Annotated in this window: 14 protein-coding genes, 1 rRNA gene and 2 pseudogenes; 12 read left to right on the top strand and 5 right to left on the bottom strand. The window is 41.3% G+C overall.

Annotated features, from left to right (window positions below; all coding sequences use genetic code 11):
* A 5S ribosomal RNA gene (gene rrf, locus J2Z18_RS29110) occupies nucleotides 1–92 on the top strand; the annotation flags it as partial.
* 225 nt (nucleotides 93–317) lie between these two features.
* Here the strand turns inward: rrf and J2Z18_RS29105 are convergent.
* The 3 genes and pseudogenes from J2Z18_RS29105 to J2Z18_RS30860 form a co-directional block, all read right to left on the bottom strand.
* Entirely contained in the window at nucleotides 318–497 is a 180-nt protein-coding gene (locus tag J2Z18_RS29105; protein ID WP_007131491.1) for a hypothetical protein, read from the bottom strand.
* Between the two features lie 5 nt (nucleotides 498–502).
* Nucleotides 503–619: pseudogene (locus tag J2Z18_RS30720) on the bottom strand (AraC family transcriptional regulator); the annotation flags it as partial.
* A 105-nt stretch (nucleotides 620–724) separates the two neighbouring features.
* Entirely contained in the window at nucleotides 725–1,018 is a 294-nt protein-coding gene (locus J2Z18_RS30860) for a DivIVA domain-containing protein (protein WP_007131490.1), read from the bottom strand.
* A 221-nt stretch (nucleotides 1,019–1,239) separates the two neighbouring features.
* On the opposite strand from J2Z18_RS30860, the gene J2Z18_RS29095 reads away from it, so the two are divergent.
* The 11 genes and pseudogenes from J2Z18_RS29095 (at nucleotide 1,240) to J2Z18_RS29050 (ending at nucleotide 12,902) form a co-directional block, all read left to right on the top strand.
* Entirely contained in the window at nucleotides 1,240–1,818 is a 579-nt protein-coding gene (locus J2Z18_RS29095) for a DUF8617 domain-containing protein (RefSeq protein ID WP_007131489.1), read from the top strand.
* A gap of 786 nt (nucleotides 1,819–2,604) precedes the next feature.
* The gene (locus tag J2Z18_RS29090) at nucleotides 2,605–3,360 is read left to right on the top strand and encodes an alpha/beta hydrolase (RefSeq protein ID WP_007131487.1); all 756 of its coding nucleotides are present in this window, start codon (nucleotides 2,605–2,607) and stop codon (nucleotides 3,358–3,360) included.
* 415 nt (nucleotides 3,361–3,775) lie between these two features.
* The gene (locus J2Z18_RS29085; RefSeq protein ID WP_007131486.1) at nucleotides 3,776–4,318 is read left to right on the top strand and encodes an RNA polymerase sigma factor; all 543 of its coding nucleotides are present in this window, start codon (nucleotides 3,776–3,778) and stop codon (nucleotides 4,316–4,318) included.
* A gap of 28 nt (nucleotides 4,319–4,346) precedes the next feature.
* Complete coding sequence (locus tag J2Z18_RS29080) at nucleotides 4,347–5,381, top strand: hypothetical protein (protein WP_312889706.1); 1,035 nt, start codon at nucleotides 4,347–4,349, stop codon at nucleotides 5,379–5,381.
* 200 nt (nucleotides 5,382–5,581) lie between these two features.
* Nucleotides 5,582–5,686: pseudogene (locus J2Z18_RS30710) on the top strand (TetR/AcrR family transcriptional regulator); the annotation flags it as partial.
* A gap of 658 nt (nucleotides 5,687–6,344) precedes the next feature.
* On the top strand, nucleotides 6,345–7,091 hold the full coding sequence (locus J2Z18_RS29075) for an amidohydrolase family protein (protein ID WP_007131484.1): 747 nt from the start codon (nucleotides 6,345–6,347) through the stop codon (nucleotides 7,089–7,091).
* A gap of 132 nt (nucleotides 7,092–7,223) precedes the next feature.
* A complete protein-coding gene (locus tag J2Z18_RS29070) occupies nucleotides 7,224–8,105 on the top strand; it encodes a metallophosphoesterase family protein (protein WP_083832651.1) in 882 nt (293 codons plus the stop codon).
* Nucleotides 8,050–8,637 carry a chloramphenicol phosphotransferase CPT family protein gene (locus J2Z18_RS29065; RefSeq protein WP_040739586.1) on the top strand — a complete coding sequence of 196 codons (588 nt, stop codon included), beginning with the start codon at nucleotides 8,050–8,052 and terminating at the stop codon, nucleotides 8,635–8,637. Before J2Z18_RS29070 ends, J2Z18_RS29065 begins: the two co-directional genes overlap by 56 nt.
* A gap of 1,160 nt (nucleotides 8,638–9,797) precedes the next feature.
* Nucleotides 9,798–10,472, top strand: coding sequence for a response regulator transcription factor (locus tag J2Z18_RS29060; RefSeq protein WP_007131481.1), 675 nt, complete (start codon nucleotides 9,798–9,800; stop codon nucleotides 10,470–10,472).
* 3 nt (nucleotides 10,473–10,475) lie between these two features.
* Nucleotides 10,476–12,215 carry a sensor histidine kinase gene (locus tag J2Z18_RS29055; protein WP_007131480.1) on the top strand — a complete coding sequence of 580 codons (1,740 nt, stop codon included), beginning with the start codon at nucleotides 10,476–10,478 and terminating at the stop codon, nucleotides 12,213–12,215.
* Between the two features lie 3 nt (nucleotides 12,216–12,218).
* Nucleotides 12,219–12,902 (top strand): hypothetical protein, encoded by a 684-nt coding sequence (locus J2Z18_RS29050; RefSeq protein ID WP_007131479.1) that lies wholly within the window; start codon nucleotides 12,219–12,221, stop codon nucleotides 12,900–12,902.
* A gap of 280 nt (nucleotides 12,903–13,182) precedes the next feature.
* Here the strand turns inward: J2Z18_RS29050 and J2Z18_RS29045 are convergent, their stop codons facing one another.
* Both J2Z18_RS29045 and J2Z18_RS30965 read right to left on the bottom strand, forming a co-directional pair.
* Nucleotides 13,183–14,685, bottom strand: a complete 1,503-nt coding sequence (locus tag J2Z18_RS29045; RefSeq protein WP_210095705.1) for a response regulator — start codon at nucleotides 14,683–14,685, stop codon at nucleotides 13,183–13,185.
* Nucleotides 14,678–16,405, bottom strand: coding sequence for a cache domain-containing sensor histidine kinase (locus tag J2Z18_RS30965; protein WP_007131477.1), 1,728 nt, complete (start codon nucleotides 16,403–16,405; stop codon nucleotides 14,678–14,680). Before J2Z18_RS30965 ends, J2Z18_RS29045 begins: the two co-directional genes overlap by 8 nt.
* Nucleotides 16,406–16,458 lie beyond the last annotated feature (53 nt).

The following is a 16,458-nucleotide window of genomic DNA, read 5'->3' as shown; positions in this document are numbered from 1 at the left end:
CACGCGTTCCCATACCGAACACGACCGTTAAGCCTTCCAGCGCCGATGGTACTTGGACCGAAGGGTCCCGGGAGAGTAGGACGCCGCCAAGCACACGTAAGACACTATCCATTAAGTTGATAGTGTCTATTTTTTGTTATATAGAGTTTATCGATGCAGACAGAGTTACGCAGTATTTGGATGGTCCTGACATCGTATTGTCTTCATTTCTCAATTGCAAAAAAGCGATTGCCTTATGCAGGAAGACAACTTAATGCTTTTTGACATGGTATAAACAAGTAGTACAATATTATGTTTGTTTATTTATAAATGTAAGCTTATACGCTAACCGAAACAATGGCGCCAACTTTCTGTAAAATTAGTAGTCCGCTTTCAATTCGTTCAATGAAGTATTTCTTTTCTTCTAAGACAATAACATCATTTTCATAAAGCTTAACTTCACTTTTGAAGTAGATAAAGTTATCTGATCCTGGTATGGCTCCTTTATAGTAATTCACGGTGTTCAACTCCTTAATCCGCTTCTGAATTCCCTAAAACCTTTAGGTGTTTTTCCTTGGACCTTTTTTAAGGATTGTATGAAGTGATTCACATGATTGAAGCCCACCTTGCGAGCGATCTCGAGCGCCGACTAACATTTGCTGGCAGATTGCTGCTAGAGAGCACACAAAAGGGGCCTCATAAGGCCTCTTTTGTGTCAATACCCTCGTCTGGACAGGAACCTCCCTTAATCTTTCGGTCTGCCGAAACAATGAATCTCTAGTTCGCGAAGTCGTTGATGGAGGCCTGCAGGAACGCTTGAAGGAGTCGCATGATTTAACAACATAACTACATATTCCTGAAGCTCCTTTATTATTTTGTTATATGTTTCATAGTCTTTAATGATCCTATCCAAATAATCGTTAACTTGGTCCTGGTCATACCCACGAAGCCTGTGGTCAAACTCGTGCATATGTATTTCGAGAGGGGTGAGTTCTATTCCCTGTTCAGTTGGTTTCCTTAATAAACGTTCTTTTTCCATTCTCTTCACCGTCCTTAATGGTTACTACGATTCATTATAGCGGGATGTTTCAAAAGGTTTAACATTGAAAATTCAAAACTGGACCATTAAATTGTATATTTCTCTTTAGATTGTTTCTCTTATCGGGCAGGAAAACTCCAGGATGTGGTAATATTTATATTGCAATATACTTTGTAAATGGCAACCCTAATTTTAAGAAGCGGCCGGTTTGAGGTGAACGAATGAATTTTAGACGTGAATGTGGACAAATAATACACGATACGACGGATTATTTATCCTATAAGGGATATTTAATATCGGATCAAGATCAGTTTGATCTCCTGGACGAGATTGACGATGCTATTGAGAAATCGGGACCGTCATCAACAGATAAAGAAGAGGCTGCAATGAGAATCCGATCATTAATAGGCACACTTTTTAAAACGGTTTATCAATGTTCCAATTGCGGTAATTTCTTCATTGATAATAATCATCCTAGGCTAGAAATGTTCAGAGGAGTTAACCCAGTAAATAGAAATTTATTGATGTCGGCTCTCGGGGACAAGTGGAAGGGTTTTATATTTGCGGAGTGGAAAGATAAAATTCCCGATTGGCAAACGTCCAATGGAATCCTGTATAACGAAACAAATGCAAGCTCTCTAACCGTGCGATTAGACGGAAATGGAAAATACAGTGCTTGGGAAACCTTGGAGCAGGATTATTATAAGTTATTTAATGAACTGAAGAATAAGAATGCCATAAGGTACAGCCATTTAAAAAAGAACAATACAGTCATTCATTCATGGAGCTTAAAAAAATAACTTCTATGGAGGAATCCTTAAGAAAACCGGGGTTGTTCTTCCACCAAAAAATGTCCCATATAAGGGGAACGGAGTTTCTTTTTGATTGGATTCTCAATAGCCGGGGGACAAGAACAAAGTCTGATTACCGATTAGATTAGATAAGCTTTTAGCTGCATTTCACTGCTACCTTAAGCTGAATTATTTTTGAAAATCGGAACTTTCACAAATTTATTTTCGTATAAAACTACATGAAAGCTACACATAAGTTGAGTAAAAAGGAATCACCAAAGGAGATCAAATTATGCTTACTAATAAAAAAAGCGAAAAAGGAATCGAAGAAAAATTTGATAATACTGAAAAAGTAATGACGATCGGCGAAATTTTTTACTGGATTACCAGGTCAGTAGCCAAATTACTAAATTAGATGGATATCCTTGTTCACTTATTTGCACTGTAGGTAACGTGGTTTTATTAAAATTATGAAAATAGTATCCGTTTCGTAAGGTAGCTGACCAGTATGGGTCGGCTATCTTTATTTTAATGGCAAGGAGAGGTCAGGCGTCAGACGGATAAGAACATAACCCTTCAGAGATCCGAGCATAAGGAGGGTTTAACGTTTATAGGACCAAGACTTATCCTTTTATAGGACAAGATCTTGATCCTATTGCCAACTGAATCCTTATTCATCATCATAGCCTCCGGGAATAACTTATGACAATTTATCCATATCAACAAATTAAACTTGTAATTATACTTACCGGTAAATATAATTTAATTTATTTCAAGTGAAGGGAAGTGTCAACCATGAAGAAGAAAAACAAATGGATTAGAAGGCTGGTATGGGGATGCTCATTGTTCGTGATTGTTGCAATTGGCTTATTCATATACCTGAAATTGATAACCTACAGTCCTTCCAGTCAAGCGGAGCTCGCTTTTCAGAGCGATAATTTGGTCAAAGTAACAGAGGTAAAAGACGGTTACAAATTTGAGGCTGGTATGGGGAAGGTAATCGAACCTAATATTATTTTTTACCCTGGAGGTCTGGTAGAACCGAAAAGCTATTCCCCCTTTGCGAGGGAACTCGCAAAACTGGGACATCGCGTATACATTGCAGACATGCCGCTGAATCTAGCCATTTTTGGTCAAAATAAAGCCAACTCCTTTCTTGAAGAACACCCCGATGAATCATACGTTATTGGGGGACATTCTTTAGGAGGTTCATTTGCAGCCAGATATGCTTCTGAACACAGTAAGGAGCTTGAGGGAATATTTTTCTTGGCTTCTTACGCTGATGATACGGGTTCAATAAAAGATTCAGATCTGTCTGTATTGCAAATAACAGGGACATCAGATGGAGTACTCAACAGAGAAGCTTGGGAAAGGGCTAGAACCAACCTACCTGCAGACACTTTGTATGTCAGTATCGAGGGAGGGAACCATGGACAATTTGGATCATATGGAAAGCAAAAAGGGGATCATGATCCAGCCATTGATGAGGAAGAGCAATTAGAAAAGGTTGTTCTTGCTATAGAGGATTGGATCACCGAAATGAACAAATAGCCGAAAGTCACTCCGGATTTTTCCCGAGTGACTTTTTTTGATGAGAAAAAAATATTTTTGATAATATTTCATTAACGGTTGCTCACTTATATTGGCTATCTGTTGAAGAGCTGGGTTTCCTTTACTTCTTACATACATATCGTGGAGTTACTAACTGTCGCCGCATCCGGGCTGGGAAATGCGTAACCCGGATGCCGCACAAGTTCGCGAGCAAAACAGGAAATGGGGTGTGGGAGGAGCCAAATCAGATATTCATCGCTCCAGCTAAGCCGTTATCGGGTTCCGGTAACGGTTTTTTGTGAATTTTTATTGGACTTCATGTAGGGTTTCCGGAATTAATGGTGTCTTATATAGTAGCACCGGATTTATGGGCTTAGTTCAACTAAAAGAGATGGTTATAAAGGGGGGAGGATCCATGGAGGATCGGACATTGTTGTACGGTATTGCTCGGAAAGATCCGAAATGTTTTGAAACATTGGTTGACCGATATTCACGCTACATAGCCGCGGTGGTTGCTAAGGTGGCTGGTGGACGGTTTAATTCCTACGATGTGGAGGAAATCACCGGGGACGTGCTGGTCAAGCTGTGGACAGACGGGCCCAAAATCATGCTGCGTGGAGATAGCCTCAAGCCTTACCTGGCCATAGCCGCGCGTAATCATACTTTGAATGTTTTGCGAAAAAGGCAGCGGGTCATAGAATCGGAACTGGAAGATGATGCGGTTTCTTGTCCTTCTGCAGAGGCACTGGCTATTCTGCGACAGGAGAAGGAAGCGATTAGCGGCATGGTCCAGGATATGGGGGAACCGGATCGTGAAATCTTTATCCGCAGATACTTCTATTTGGAGAAAGTCCGGGATATTGCAAGCAGGCTGAATATGCAGGAGAAAGCCGTCACTGCCCGGATCCGCCGGGCGAAGGATAAACTGCGCATCCATTATGAAACCGAGAATCCGTAGGATTTTTATAAGGAGCGTGTCTATAGGAGTGAAGCTTCAAATGAATAGCGAAAGGGGATGGATGCAAGTGAAGCGACGAATTGTAGATATCTTGGCCAATATCGACAATCAGGAACTGGAGAAACTCTTTCTTACGGAGGAAGAGGAACGCGAGTTGACGCAGCATATCAGTTTGGAACGCATCAAGAATCGAGCGATGAACCGTATTCTAGAGGAGGAAACGATGATGTTTAAAAACAGGAAGGTAAAAAAATATAAAGCCAGTATCGTTATCGCTGCCGCGATGATTATGATACTTAGCACGACCGCTTTTGCGAGTCAGTACATGGATAGCTTGAAGCAGTTCTTCGGCCAATCCGCATCCATTGCGGAAGACGAACGGTCACCTATACAAGGGACAGATACCGCCTCCGGGGTAACCATGAATGTGGAAGAAGGGATTTATGTCGGCAACAGCGGTTATTTGGTGGTCAGCTTCATGAAAGAGGATGGCATGCCATTCCCAGAGGGTGCTTCGATACCTGCACTTGAACTGAATATGGAACATGATGTGAATTATATGGTGGGGCAGCAGCTTGTTGACGATGACAAAAAGCTTATCGGCGTATTTGAAATGGATGCGATGAATGACCTCGACGGGCTAAAGGCACGGATCACAGCCGATCGAATCACGTCAGCGGCCATCACCCAAGCCGTTGAAGGCCCTTGGGATGTACAATTCACCATTTCTCCCGGGAAGCAAAGAGAGCAGGGTCTAAATCTGACGATTGATGAGGGCGAGGAGGCAATGTCTCTCAGTACTATTAGTGTTTCTTCCATCGGGTTAGCTATCGAAGGCAAGCGTACCGACGGTGAGTTAGATAAACTGCCGGAATATACGCCGGAGGTTAAGGTTATTGCCGCTGACGGATCAGAACTGATGCTGCATGTCAGCTCGACAAGTACCACAAAGAACGGATTTCAATGGCTGTATAATCTCGACAGCAAGAATAACCTCGTTTTTCTAGGGGATGTAGACATCAAGAGCATCAGCATTGACGGCAACGTGACGGAGTTGAAGTAAATATAGATATAAAGTGGCAGGGGCAACGATCAAAGGGCAGAAGCGTCGACTTCTGCCCTTTATGCATGAGGACCAGACAATACCACTTATTCGTGGTTGATTTTCTTCATATCTGCATGACAAATGGACCAGTAATGCTCTAAAGACTTCTCTCCAATAAGATTCCAACTTGTTTGGCCATAACTTCCGGGGGATAAGGCAGTTCTTTTAGAAGTTGGCTTCAAAGCTATGTAATGGGAGGATTCAAAGGTGAGATTGATCGGGAAAGCGGCAGAAATGTGGATTTAAGTGAAGATGTTGCGTTGTAATACCGGTTTTGGTTGTACGGGTTCATGGTCCGTCTTGTCCAAGATGCCGAGAAGCTGACCGAAGAAGAACAGGAGCAATATGAGCAGGCGACTTCCAAGCTGGCTCCGTACTACGAGAAGATTACCGGTACCGCCAACAAGTAAGACTTGAGGAAGTGTAATATGACATGAGTAAGCCACCTGGTCCTTTCCAAGTGGCTTATTTACATGCTGTATTTAGAATTGACTGAGCTTGTAGGTTGTATTCATAAGACATCCTTAATTATAGGTTAGAATTGAATATCCTAGATAATGGATTCTTAAAGAAATACTTACTTAATGAATACTCATTGGATTTATGCTTTTAATTTCAGCCTCAGCTGTAGGACAAGAATGAGTCCGATTACCGGTTAAATGAAAATCTAAGCAATTCCAATGCTATTTCATTAAGCTAAAGGGTTGGAATAGCTTAATGAAGAGGATCCATATAAAATGTGACTCTAAAGAAAAACATGCGACAAACTCATATAATTCTATCAATGTTGGGTGCTTTTTATCTTAGTGTTTTTCAGTTAGAATATAGATGAAGCATTAGTGAAACTTAATTTCATTAGATGAAACACATGTGTACCTTTTTCTAATGCTTACATCTGGCGATAGGAGAGGAGAAAAATTCATGCGAACCATTTTTGATACACACCTACACATCATAGACCCACGTTTTCCATTAATAGAGAATCAAGGATTCTTACCTGAGCCCTTTACCTGCAAAGACTATTTAGATAAAGTTCAGGAACTAAATGTAATGGGAGGTGCTATTATATCGGGTTCATTTCAAGGATTCGATCAAAACTATCTCATTAATTCGTTACAAAAACTCGGTGAGAATTTTGTTGGTGTAACTCAATTGCCACATGATACGTCAGATGAAGAAATAATCAGGCTGCATGGCTACGGTGTAAGAGCCATTCGTTTTAATGTCAAGCGAGGAGGTTCGGAAGACATCTCCCGTTTAGACTACTTCGCCAGGAGAGTTCATGAGTTAGTAGGATGGCACGCTGAATTATATATTGATTCTACTTCTTTACCTGAAATTGCAACAACTTTGGAAAAACTCCCTGCAGTATCGGTAGATCATTTGGGTTTATCAAGAGAGGGGTTTAATAACCTTCTATCTTTAGTCGATAAGGGAGTTAGAGTAAAAGCAACCGGCTTTGGTAGGGTTGATCTTGATGTAACAGAGGCTATCCGTACAATTTATTCAATTAACCCAGATGCCTTAATGTTTGGAACCGATTTACCTTCAACGAGAGCAAAGAGACCTTATGATCATTCTGATATTGAATTGATTTACAACACTCTTGATAATGATCAAGTTGAAAAGGTCTTGTATAAGAATGCGATTAAATGGTATATGAAATAACTATATTGAGCGAAGCGTATTGAGGAGCTTTAGGATATTACTAGCAGGAGATGGCGAATTTTAGCCGTTTGTCCTTAGCCTGTTCAACGAAGACTCGTCGATATAAACCTGATGGCAATGGCATAGTATATTATGAAAGATTCAACTGAGACAGGAGGGTTCTGTATCAGATCATTGATAATTAGTGATGTTCATGGTTGTCTCGATGAATTCAACTTGTTGCTAAGCAAAGTTAATTATAGGCCTCAACATGATGAGTTGATTTTATTGGGAGACTACGTTGATCGAGGGATAAAGAGCAGAGAGGTCGTGCAGCGAGTCAAGGAATTGCATGAAGAGTTTGGGGTGGTTGTACTAAAGGGAAACCATGATGATATGATGGTAAGCGCCCTGATCAACAATGATGAGAGCCTTAATGCTCATTGGTTAAATAATGGAGGGTATCAGACGATAGAGAGTTATTGTGGTTTTGACTTCTTGGAGGAGCAATTTGATTGGAATACATATATAAAAGCCAAGGAATTTATTCGTAATCACTTCCAACCGCACATTGATTTTCTTAATGATCTGCCATTGTACCATGAAACAGATACTCATATCTTCGTACATGCCGGAATCAACCCATTCTATGAGGATTGGAAAAAACAGCCCGATGACGATTTTTTGTGGATCAGAGACATATTCATTAACAATCTCACAGGTACAGATAAGATCGTCGTTTTTGGCCATACGCCATGCGTTTATTTGCACTCATCTGCAGATATTTGGTTTAGTCCTCTTGAGGATAAGATAGGTGTTGACGGAGCATGTGCCTACGGTAAGCAGCTTAACTGCCTGGAGATAAATCATGGTGAGTACTTTCTACATTCTGTTAAAAAAGGTGAAAGCCCTCCCAATTTGGCAAGAGATAAGACGATATGTGAACGCTACGCCAATCCTATACGTGAGGGTGATTCGTTTGAAGCAAGGGATTATTGTGTTAATGAACGGAACTTCAAGTTCAGGAAAGACTAGTATTTCTATAGAACTGATGAATCAAACAGAGATTCCATTTCATTATTTATCAATAGATCATTTTATTAAAGAATTCAACACCAAATTTTTAGATGTTGTTGAACCTACAAGAGAAGTAGATCAGCAAAGGATCGGACAAATCATTTTTGATCCCTTACTCTCCGTGTACTATTCGACAATAAAATTGTTTTCAGAAATTGGTGTGAATGTAATAGTAGATACCGTAATCGACAACGACAAGTGGTTGAATGAGTGTCTTGATCTGTTTTTCGATCAGCCTACGTTATTTGTAGGAGTAATATGCTCGAAAGAAGAACTCATTAGAAGAGAGCAAGCAAGAGGAGATAGAGTTATTGGACTAGCGGCTTCACAGTTCAACAAGGTATATAGCGTTGATGAGTACGACCTCAGAGTAAATACGGAAAAGATGAATCCAAAAGAATGTGCCGAAAAGATATTAAGTTATATGAAGTCCAATAAGGAATACTTGGCATTTAAGAATTTAAGTAAAAGAGATGTTAGTGTTTCATAAAAGGTGTATCCATCATCAAACCACCCCCCCTTCAAATTATTTGATAGGGGGGGTGACGAGGGACAAGAACTTGAGCCGATTCCCGATTAGATAAAGTCTCTACCTTTTCTTAAAATGCTCATTCATTGTTAGTGTTGAAAAGTTTAGATGCGTTAAAATATTTTCAATATGTCACCTATTTAATATAGTCTGAATCAAAACCTCCAGTGAGATCCCAGTCAATAACCCTAGTGCTTATATAACCTTTTCTCTTGAAATATACTTCTTTTGCGAACTCCTCGATTTATTAGTGAAGCTAATATAAATGGTAAGGAAGATGCAGATTAGAAGTATCGTATGGAACAGGATATGTGGTGTATTTGGCACAATACCATTCCTTAAAGGCAAAAAGGAATGCGTGTTTCCAAACATTTCGATGTATCTTGTACTTTTCTCCTCGGCACCGTATCCAAACAAATAAGGAATCCACCAATCAAGCAATGCTCCAGCAAATATAAAAGTGGGATGAATAAGTAAACCAAAACTTTACCCATAAAGGTTGTCTCTTGCCGACAAAAACCAATATCAGAGCTATCAATATTAAAATTTGCACAACTCCAATAATTGTGACGGTGACCAGTTCGCTCTTTGAACGATTCAATGAAATTGCCTGGACATTATTTAACGTGCCAAGTGGAACCCAATCCTGTACCACCATAAATATAAGGATCAAACCATACCCCAATAACAGTATCTTTTCTGAAACACGTATCTTCCTCAGCTTCTACGCATACCCTTCTATTCCGATTTTTTTAATATATGGATCTTGTGCCCTTTATAATATAAGCCATGAAAGAATATTTACTTAATACGGCTAAAGGCTGATTTGATCCCTAGACCTAAGAACGATACTAGTTGGAAAGCACAGAGATAGAGTATTCTTTTAAGAACTCACTCTCGGAGTGATGGATAGAACAACGGGATTGGATTAGAAAAACGAAAGAATTTGCGCAAAACTATGACGTGTACACACGTTATACACAAGTTTAATTTATATTTAGTTAATGAATGGGATCGCTAAAAGATAAAAGTGGTTCGTGCTTCTATTCTGCTATACTGATAAAACAATAGAGGTGGTGATTTCTATATGCCTTTGAAAACAGAAAGTGGAGCGTGCTGTAATGAAACGAAGCATTTTATTGATTGAAGACGATGTACTTATGAGGGAGTTTATTTCAGATTACTTTATTCAGGAAGAATGGGAAGTGCAAGAAGCGGAAAACGGTAGGATCGCTCTCGATAAGTTTAATGCTGCCCATTTCGACCTTATTATTCTTGACATTATGATGCCAGAAATGGATGGTTATACGGTATGCCGGAGTATTCGGGCAAAATCAGATATACCCATAATCATAATTACGGCAAGGTCTGATGATGAAGACCAGCTATTGGGTTTTGAACTTGGAGCAGATGAATATGTCATAAAGCCTTTGAGTCCTCGAGTATTGGTAGCCCGTGCTAAAGCACTATTAAAGAGGAAAGAAGGAACTGTAGGTCGTAAAAACGAGATGCTTGTGTATGGTGAACTACAAATTAATAGAAAGGCACACGTCGTAAATATATCAGGAGTGAATATAGATTTTTCTCCAAAAGAGTATGACTTGCTCCTTTTTCTAGTTCAAAATTACGGAAAAGTGTTATCAAGAGAATATATTTTAAACGCAGTTTGGGGATATGATTATTTAGGTGATTTAAGAACCGTGGATACACACATTAAGAAGTTAAGAGCAAAGCTTGGTGAAACAGGACGGTATATAGTTACGGTAGTTCGTGCGGGTTATAAATTTGAGGTGTGAGGGATGAAAAAGCACAGTGTAGTTACCAAATTATTTGTAGCGACTTCACTTCTAATCCTGTTTATTTTTTCTTTGGTCATGTTCGCCCAAGGACAATTCTTCGAGCATTTTTATAGATCATCTAAAATTAATGCAATGGAGCATAACTCGAATCAGCTCTTGAAGGAGTTGGAAAAAGAGCCGAATGCAAAACTTCCCGCTAGAACAATCGGGGAGTTCATGAATCAAAATGATACTAGTATTTCAATATTGAACAGTAATTTTGAAATCATTCGTTTGAATCCTTATTTTATAAAACTGCAAACTAAAAATAAAATTGTAAAAATTGAGATCCCGTTAGATGGGATACAGGAAGGGGAGGTACCACAGAACTTAAGATTAGGCGATGTAATAGCTGTAGATGGAATCTTTATGGATGAAAACGATACGATCATGCAGCCTGTTTCCATCCGACCAAGGGGAAATTATCCAGAAGTTGGACTTGTGCGGGTTCAGGGTACGGTATCAGATCTGCTCATTCCTGAGAATCGTACTTATAACCCTTTATATCAAGACGCATTGGTAAAAGAAGCAGTCGAGGAATGGTTAGAAAACGTCGATTTATATCAACACCAACTAAAACAGGGTTCAGTAATCAGGGTGAATTGGAGCGATAAATGGAGCGGGGTCGATTATGTTTTCTTGCTTCACCCATTCTTAAACAGTGCTAACGAGAAACATTACTTATTTTCGATGACCTCCATGCAACCGGTGGGGGAAGCCGTCAATACCCTAAGAAAATATTTCATTTATGCAGCACCCATTATTATTTTCCTTGTAATGTTACTTTCATTAGTTTACTCGAGAATGCTTTCACGCCCTTTGATTATGTTAAACCGTGCAGCAGTACGTCTGGCTAAACTAGACTTTTCTTCACCGCCTGATGTTAGAACCAATGACGAATTCGGAGAACTATCTCGAAGCTTGAATATATTATCCCATAACTTAGATACGACAATAAAACAACTACAACACGCAAACATAATGCTGCAGGAGGACGTAGAAGAAAAAAAACGGGCTGAAGAGCTTCGTAAAGAACTCATTGCTAGTATTTCACATGAACTTAAGACTCCGCTTGGCATAGTGAAAGGTTTTGCGGAGGGGTTACAGGATGGAGTAGCAAAGGAGAAGAAAGAGCGATACCTGGCCTTAATTGTTAATGAGACGGACCGGATGAACGACTTGATTATGGATATGTTGGAATTATCTAAATTCGAAGTGAAAGCCGTCAAGCTGTCTCCAAGCTCCTTTGATCTATATAATCTAATACAGAGGGTAGTAGATTCTTTTTCACAACAAATGGAATCTAAAAAGCTTCAATTTTATACTAATAATCTGAACCAGAGAGGCTTATTTGTTGAGGCAGATTTAAGGCGAATTGAACAAGTTCTTCTGAATCTTATGAGCAATGCAATAAGGCATGCATTTGAAAACAGCGAGATTAAAATGAGCATAAAAAAAGGAATAGGAACTATTACCGTCATCATAGAGAATAACGGAAAGTCTATTCCTGAGGAGGATCTAGTACGTATTTGGGATCACTTTTACCGGGCGGAAAAATCTCGAGATCGGAAAACCGGCGGAACAGGTTTGGGCCTGGCGATCGTAAAGCATATTCTTGAACTGCACGGCAGCGATTATGGAGCAGTAAACACTAAACAAGGCGTGGCTTTTTACTTTACTTTAAACGAAGGCAGGAAATGAATAATGATTAACATTAAAAAGGTAACCGTTATTACAGGTGTGGTAATGATGCTGATTACTAGCGCTTGCGGTAATGAATCAACGAAGACATCAGATGGCAATGTGAATCAAAAGTCTGAAACGATTCAGGGGAATACGACAACTGATTCTAATCAAGAGCAGGAAGATAAGAAAGAAAGTATTAATAAAGAAGAATCCGGTGACATTGAAGAGAATCAAGGTAATAATGCGGAAAGCGGATCTTCTGATACTTCAGATGATAAAAAGATAGGTGGGAATTCTAAAGAAACCAATGATAAAAATGTAAGTGAAACTAAAACAATTCAATCTAATCAGTCTGATCAATCTAATCAAGATACCCAGGACAAAGAAATTTTAATTATTATTGACCAGACAGAAAAGCCAACAACAGGAAATAGCTTTGACTTTTTTGTAAATAAGGCTCCTGAAGGCTACAATTTGGTAGAAATGCAGTGGTTATCCGAACATTCTGTTGTAAAAAACACTATTCAAGAAGCGGTTGAACATGGTAGTAACGGAGAGGATGGCTTTTATATTAGTGGAAATGGACAGTATTCTGGATTTATCTATCCCGATAATCTAAAAGGAGAGAAAGGGAAAGTACTCTTTCTTTTCCGAGATGAACATGGTAATGAGTTAACTTGGGAGAAAGAAATCACACTGTAGTATTTATACAAAGAAAGCGCTCATTGGAAGCTTGTTAATAGTCGGCTTTATGTATGGGATTTGATCTATACAGGGCTGTCACTGTATTCTCATTCATGCAATTTAAGAAGCGATCAGAGATCACAGGAGTGATACTGGATCGCTTCTTATTTTTTATCGGTTAACCTTTCAGCTTCGGCAGAGACAGATAAGGAAAGTGAACCATTGTCTGGAAGGTCTTCTGAATTTTTTGATATAAGGATCGATAGGCAGATCTCCATTCAGGATTTGAGATCGCTTTTTACATTTCGGAATCCGCACTTTGGCTTGGCGGCCTTCCCGTAATTTTCTTGAATACCTTGGAGAAGTATTTGCTGTCCGAGTAGCCCAACTGATAGGCCAAATCCGTCAGTTTCACATCGGGATTGCGGCGGATCATCTCTTCGGCCCGCTCGACCCGCAGCTTGTTCACCAGTTGATTAAACGGCATTCCCGTTTCTTTTTTGATCAGCTGTCCAAGGTAGATGCTGTTGTGATGAAAGATCTTGCCCAGCATGTTCAAGGTCAAGGTCTGATTCAGATTATTCTCGATATACTGAACGACGTTCATCGCTTTGCTCCCCGAATCAGAGTCCGGTTCTGTCGTTGGGGTTAATGCATTCAGTATATGGGCCCTCGAGGAAAAGGCAAGCGAAGCCAGCAGCGCTGCATCCATCTGCTCCTGCATGCCGTAATACGCTGGATCATAGTCGGAATACCACTTGAACACGGTCTTAATGAAGGTATCTAGATGACCCGGTGTCGGAGCTGAGACCAGGCATTGATCGAGCTGCTCGGAAATATACGCAAGCGAGCCCTTGTAATCCTGCAGAGAGAGGTGCATGCTGATGATCCGCTGATCCTTGATTGTCAGAAAAGGGGTATGCACCGCAGTCGCTGGTGTGAATCGGCTCTGAAATAGCTGTCCATATAAACCGGCTATTGTTCCCATTAGCTCCCGCTGCATGCCGGATAGCGACTGAAACTGCATGCTGGCTGCATGCGTTGTCTGGATGCCATCTTCCCGAAGCTGCACCGAAACCAGGTCCGTAACCGAAGCAGCCTGCTCATATGGAGCTATGGCAGCGAGCAGGGTGCCGGACGGTAGGAATAGATGGCATGACCGTGCATGTTGATGAAGAAGAACATCCTCATACTCCAAAAGATCTTCCGTGGTGATCTCGGGTAAACCTCCATCCTCTTGAAGTGGTAACTGAAACAAGAGCCATTGGTAGGGCGACGGAAAAGAAAGCTCCGCGAGAACATCTCCGCACCGCTCACAGGTCTCCACGCCCCGAATGACGGCGGACAAACGATCGCTGGCGTTCCGTTTGGATTCGCGCAGCTCGTGGATACGGGCAGTACGGCTCATTTGGGAGACGTTTTCCTGTTCCTTTAAATGACCGATCGCTTTACGCAGACTGTTCAGCAGCTCCTGGTCCTGAATCGGCTTCAACAAATAACCTGCCACATCATGATCGATGGCTTTCTTAAGATATATGAAATCGTTGTACCCGGAGATGATGATGATTTGCAGTGGAAGCCCGTGGGAGCGCAGCCGCTCGATAAGCGCGATTCCGTCAAGGATGGGCATTCTGATATCCGTGATCATGATATGAGGTGCATGTCTCTCGATCAGATCCAGAACGTCGCTGCCGTCATGGCAAACACCGGAAAGCTCCAGACCAAGCTCATTCCATGGAATGCGGCTTTCCAGCGCTGTGCAAATAATGGGATTGTCATCTGCGATTATGACCTTATACATAAGCATCTTCCTTTCGGATTGGAACTAATAATACGACTCGTAGTCCCTGTGAAGGGGCGGACTGAAAATCCATGGCATAGGAATCCCCATAAAATAAAGCCAACCGGGAATGGACATGTCGTAGCCCGATTGAGGTACCGGGAGAAGACAGTGTTCTTTTCTCCACCTGCTTCAAGCTTTCTCTCAACCGGGATAGTTCATCGGAAGACATGCCCCTGCCGTTATCGCACACTTCGATGCGAACATATTCATCCTGAATGCTGCTTTCGATCCAGATCTTAGGAGTATGTCCCGGCTCCCTGCCGAATCCATGCTTGAAGCAGTTTTCGAGCAGGGGCTGAAGCACCATTTTGGGTATTAGCTGGTCCAGCGTATCCGGATCGATGTTCATGTCCACGTGGATGTCCGGATAAAAAGAGCTGATTTCGGCTATATACATATAATCCATTAGATGCCTGATTTCCTGCTCCAGCGTTACGATGTCCTGAGGCTGAAGGCTGTAAGTAAACAGGGCTCCAAGCTTTTGGCACATGATGCTGGCAGTTTTGGAGCCGTCGATGATGGCCTGGCTGGAGATTGTCTCAAGGGCATTATATAGGAAGTGAGGATTAATCTTTTGCTGCAGAGCATCCAGCTCAGCCTGCGTCTTCAGAAGATTCATTTCATAGTTTTCCTTAAGGAGGTCCTTGGTGCCGGTCACGAGAATATTGAAGGAATTTTTGAGGTCATGGAGCTCGATGATATTCCCTTGGTAGTTTGCGGCGACTTCTAAATTGCCTCTGGATACCTGTTTCATAGCCTTCATCAGTAAATAGATCGGGCGGGTAAACCGCTTCATGGAAACGAGCGAAATGATGAAAATAATAAACAAATACACAGCCATAATGGATAGGATTACAAGGATGATCGAACTGATTTGCTTGATAAACAGCTGCTCCGGCACGTAGCTCTCAATCGCAATCCCCGTAAATGTCGAAACCTGGCGGCTAAACAATTTATTGTCCCTTGAGGACGTCTGACTCGAAGGGTCCATGTTGCTGAACAAGATCTGCCCGGAAGGATCTTGAATCCGGATCGGAATGGATGGATGAATCCGCTCGACCATATCCCTGAAATCAGGGTAGGTAATATCCATAATGACATAAGCAATCGGCTTTCTTGTCTGAATGTCGGGGATCGGTTTGATGATGGAGATGGCTTTTTCGGCTGAAAGATAGTAATCACGCTCATTGTTGAAGAAAATCCGGCTTATCTCAGGATTTCGTTCGAATATCTCATACCAAGCCGCATCCCTGGGGACAAAGTTATCGTTAATGTCTTCTTTCGTCGAGTTGACGGGCAAATGCCCTTTCTGGCCCACAACGCAAAACTGGAGCCCGTCCTGAAACATAGTCATGTTCTTTAACGTTGTCGACATGCTGCGGAACGCGTTGGTGGCCGCGCTGATATCATAATTGGGAACGGCGTAGTAGAGCGTGAGCGGCAGAACGACACTCTTATCGGTCGTAATGATGTTTTGTGTGTTTTCGATCGAACGGAAGAACGAATCCAGCTGATCGTTAATGAGGCCGATGGCTTCGTTATTGTATTTCATGATCTCGTTCCTGGAGTAGGCCGACAGCATGATGAGCAGGGGAACGGTGATCACAATGACGGAACAGACAATATATGCGACCGTTCTGCGGTATAAATAGTTGAAAAAATGCGTTTTTCCAGCCACAGCTTAACCTCCCGTTATCCAAAACACATAAGATTTTTCCACTTTATTGCTAA

It is taken from the genome of Paenibacillus lactis (genome assembly GCF_017873605.1).
In the GTDB taxonomy this organism is placed as follows: Bacteria; Bacillota; Bacilli; order Paenibacillales; family Paenibacillaceae; genus Paenibacillus_AQ; species Paenibacillus_AQ lactis.
The sequence above is the reverse complement of the archived record's forward strand: the minus strand, read 5'-3'. Positions and strand labels throughout refer to the sequence as shown.

Excerpts from the sequence above, each read along its gene's own strand:
- J2Z18_RS29075 (WP_007131484.1), top strand. The coding sequence starts at position 6,345 with ATGCGAACCATTTTTGATACACACCTACACATCATAGACCCACGTTTT.
- J2Z18_RS29070 (WP_083832651.1), top strand. The coding sequence starts at position 7,224 with ATGAAAGATTCAACTGAGACAGGAGGGTTCTGTATCAGATCATTGATA.
- J2Z18_RS29090 (WP_007131487.1), top strand. The coding sequence starts at position 2,605 with ATGAAGAAGAAAAACAAATGGATTAGAAGGCTGGTATGGGGATGCTCA.
- J2Z18_RS29085 (WP_007131486.1), top strand. The coding sequence starts at position 3,776 with ATGGAGGATCGGACATTGTTGTACGGTATTGCTCGGAAAGATCCGAAA.
- J2Z18_RS29050 (WP_007131479.1), top strand. The coding sequence starts at position 12,219 with ATGATTAACATTAAAAAGGTAACCGTTATTACAGGTGTGGTAATGATG.
- J2Z18_RS30860 (WP_007131490.1), bottom strand. The coding sequence starts at position 1,018 with ATGGAAAAAGAACGTTTATTAAGGAAACCAACTGAACAGGGAATAGAA.
- J2Z18_RS29060 (WP_007131481.1), top strand. The coding sequence starts at position 9,798 with ATGAAACGAAGCATTTTATTGATTGAAGACGATGTACTTATGAGGGAG.
- J2Z18_RS29045 (WP_210095705.1), bottom strand. The coding sequence starts at position 14,685 with ATGTATAAGGTCATAATCGCAGATGACAATCCCATTATTTGCACAGCG.
- J2Z18_RS29095 (WP_007131489.1), top strand. The coding sequence starts at position 1,240 with ATGAATTTTAGACGTGAATGTGGACAAATAATACACGATACGACGGAT.
- J2Z18_RS29055 (WP_007131480.1), top strand. The coding sequence starts at position 10,476 with ATGAAAAAGCACAGTGTAGTTACCAAATTATTTGTAGCGACTTCACTT.